The organism is Brevibacillus sp. SKDU10 (assembly GCF_001645205.1).
Taxonomy (GTDB): Bacteria; Bacillota; Bacilli; order Brevibacillales; family Brevibacillaceae; genus Brevibacillus_B; species Brevibacillus_B halotolerans.
This window is the reverse complement of record NZ_LSSO01000017.1, coordinates 1-3,143: the sequence shown is the minus strand read 5'-3', so window position 1 is coordinate 3,143 and position 3,143 is coordinate 1. Positions and strand designations below refer to the sequence as shown.

3 protein-coding genes are annotated in these 3,143 nt (G+C 38.8%); 1 reads left to right on the top strand and 2 read right to left on the bottom strand.

Going from position 1 to position 3,143, the window contains the following annotated elements; genetic code table 11:
* Positions 1 to 257 precede the first annotated feature (257 nt).
* Together AYJ08_RS02620 and AYJ08_RS02615 are read right to left on the bottom strand one after the other, a co-directional pair.
* On the bottom strand, positions 258 to 599 hold the full coding sequence (locus AYJ08_RS02620) for a zinc ribbon domain-containing protein YjdM (protein ID WP_064016478.1): 342 nt from the start codon (positions 597 to 599) through the stop codon (positions 258 to 260).
* Between the two features lie 580 nt (positions 600 to 1,179).
* The gene (locus AYJ08_RS02615; protein ID WP_064016477.1) at positions 1,180 to 1,359 is read right to left on the bottom strand and encodes a hypothetical protein; all 180 of its coding nucleotides are present in this window, start codon (positions 1,357 to 1,359) and stop codon (positions 1,180 to 1,182) included.
* Between the two features lie 246 nt (positions 1,360 to 1,605).
* On the opposite strand from AYJ08_RS02615, the gene AYJ08_RS02610 reads away from it, so the two are divergent.
* Positions 1,606 to 3,114 carry a recombinase family protein gene (locus AYJ08_RS02610; protein ID WP_064016476.1) on the top strand — a complete coding sequence of 503 codons (1,509 nt, stop codon included), beginning with the start codon at positions 1,606 to 1,608 and terminating at the stop codon, positions 3,112 to 3,114.
* Positions 3,115 to 3,143 lie beyond the last annotated feature (29 nt).

Below are 3,143 nucleotides of genomic sequence, written 5' to 3'. Positions count from 1 at the left end.
GATATTCTAATGTCATTAGTCATGCGTTTCCTTATTGATCAGGCTAAACGTGTTTGTGTGTGATTGTGCTACTATTGCTGTCAATAAAAAGAAGCAACCGCCCTGAGCAAGTTACCAGCTCCTACGGTTACTTCTTCTTAAAAGGTGGACTCTCCGGTGTGGGAGAGCTATGTATAGTTTGGAAAGCACCCACGGGTGTTTCGTGTAAAAAGTAGCTATTGCAATTTGGTTGCATGAAGCAAATAACGAAGCAATAATTAGGCCTTTTTAACAAATTGAGATTTTAATTTCATAGCCCCAAAACCATCAATTTTGCAATCAATATCATGATCCCCATCAATTAAGCGGATATTTTTTACTTTTGTACCAATTTTAATGACGGAAGAGCTTCCTGTTACTTTAAGGTCTTTGATTACTGTTACAGTATCACCATCGTTTAAGATATTTCCATTTGCATCCTTAATAATTCTTTTATCCTCGCTATATTCAGCTTCTGCTGCTAAAGTCCACTCGTGAGCACATTCAGGGCAAATAAACAGACTTCCATCCTGGTACGTGTATTCTGAATTACACTTTGGGCAATTTGGCAAATCTACCATTATTTCATTTCCTCCATTCGTTTCATGCTAATGAATATATAAGAATAATTTTCAATTTCTGTTTTACAACTTCGAAGAAAGGCAACGAACTCGAAATCCACAAAAATATGGTAGTTTCTTATATCCTTATATACTGCCATAGTCTTCTCTTATTGACAACCTTTCCCTTCATGATCCTCATAAAAAAAGCAGGTAATATCTGATACAATATCGCTTGTTTTACATGTGAATTGTATATAACTATTTTCCTATGTACATTTACCCTTGAGGCGAGATAAAAAGGATACCGCCCGATTATCAAGGGGACGGTATCGGAGTAAGATCTAACAGAAGAAGCGACGACGACAGCAGCTACGACGACGTCTTCTGAAACAGCAACGACGGCGTCTGCGGAAGCAACAAGACATGTACGCCACCCCCTTATTGTTTAATACTTTATAATAAGCAAAAATAGTTATAAATGATTGGACGAACCTTCAGGGAAATGCGTTTGTTTATGCGGATTAAGAGCTATTTGGGTACATTTTGCTTATTTGCTCTTCATTATGTTTTCCTATGTCATATATATGTTTTGGGCGTGTCACACCCTTGATATTTTTTGTGAAAGATCTAGCTTTTGGGCTTCAAGATGTTCTTTTAAAATATCCTTATTTTCTATTTGCTCTTTATTATGGGCCATCACATTATAATCAGTATTTGAATTCATAATTTCTTTTTCGATATCTATTTTTGTTGCATCATTTTTAGTAAAAACAAACATAAAAATTCTTTCCTTTTCCTAGACAAATAGGATTCAGAAAAATAAATAACTACCACTTACTTTACAACGAAACTGTTGGCGGATTAATAAAGAAGCTTTTTTCGAAAGCAGACAAGCACAACCCGCATAACCTTTATGGGGGGGATGCCTAGATGCATATCAAAGTGATCGAAGGTGATTCTACTAGCGAGATACGTCTATCCTGCTATGCTTATCTGGAAGAAAAGTACAGAAGGGAGAGGTTAGATGGTCGGAGTATATGCGAGGGTAAGTACAGAGGAGCAAGCCAGGAAGGGGTTCAGCCTGAAAGACCAGATAGCCGAATGCCGAAGAAAGGCCAAAACGGATAACGTTTTAGAATATGTGGATGAAGGAATTTCAGGGGAATTTCTAGATCGGCCTGCATTAACAAAAATGCGTCAGGATGCTCGAGACGGACTTATCAAAAAGATCGTATGTCTAGACCCGGATCGACTTTCGCGTAAACTGATGAATCAGCTTATTATTACAGATGAGCTAGATAAGCGCGGTGTTGAATTGGTCTTTGTTAATGGTGAATATGCGAAGACTCCCGAGGGTAATTTGTTTTACAGTATGCGCGGTGCCATTGCCGAATTCGAGAAAGCAAAAATTACAGAACGTATGAGCAGAGGTCGCAGACAAAAAGCACGGCAGGGTAAAGTTCTGCGAGATTTTCAAGTCTACGGATACAACTTCGATAAAGAGCATGACCGAATGATTGTCAATGAAAACGAAGCGGAAATTGTGAGACTTATATTCGATTTATTTACAAAACCGAACAATCTCGTAAAGGGGATTAATGGAATTGCTCATTATCTTACAAAAAAAAATATACCGACAAAACGTGGAGCAAATGTCTGGCATCGTCAAGTAGTTCGACAAATCCTTCAAAATCGTGCATACATCGGTGAGTTTTATCAAAATCGTTGGAACACGGAGGGGATGTTAGGCAATAAGCATAGGGCTCCAGAGGAACGTATCCCAATGAGAGAACGCCCGAAAGAGGATTGGATACAAGTACAGTGTCCAGCCATTATCAGGAAAGAAACGTATGAACACGCACAACAGTTAATGAACGAGTCACGGCGTAGATGGGCGAAGGAGAGCAACCACAGATATCTTTTAAGTGGGCTGGTGCGCTGTGGAAATTGCGAGAATACCATGACAGGTAGAAAATCAAATAACTGGGGAAAGCCCATACTTGAATATACAGATGTAAAAAATTTCTCTGGTGCGAAACATTTTGGTTGCGGTAGGAAAATAAAAGCAAAGGAGCTGGAGAATGAGGTATGGAGAACAATTCGGACCTGGCTGAATCAACCGAACAAAATTGCGGCAGCAAGTGAGATAGTGCAGCTTGATCAAAATTCTTCATTGGAGGAAGCTGAGATATCTCGATTGGAAAAAGAGATCGTAAAGGCGAAGTCGGGTAGAAAACGGCTACTTATGTTATTTTCTCAAGGACTTGATATATCCCAAGAAGAGATTCAACAATCTATTCGTGAGCTTAAAGAAAGAGAAGCAGAATTAACAAAGGAATTAACTGCTCTTACAGCTTCTGTTTTGCATCAGGAAAGGAACGGATATAGAAAGAGCCAGCTTCAGGAGGCTGTAGAATATTACCTGAATAAAGGACGAGAGGAGCTTACCTTTGAAGAGAAACAGAAAATGATTCGTCACATCGTCCGTGAAGTAAGAGTTTTTGAGGACAGTGTAGAAATTTACACATTCTAATCATGCATCACTATTGACTTTAAAATGGA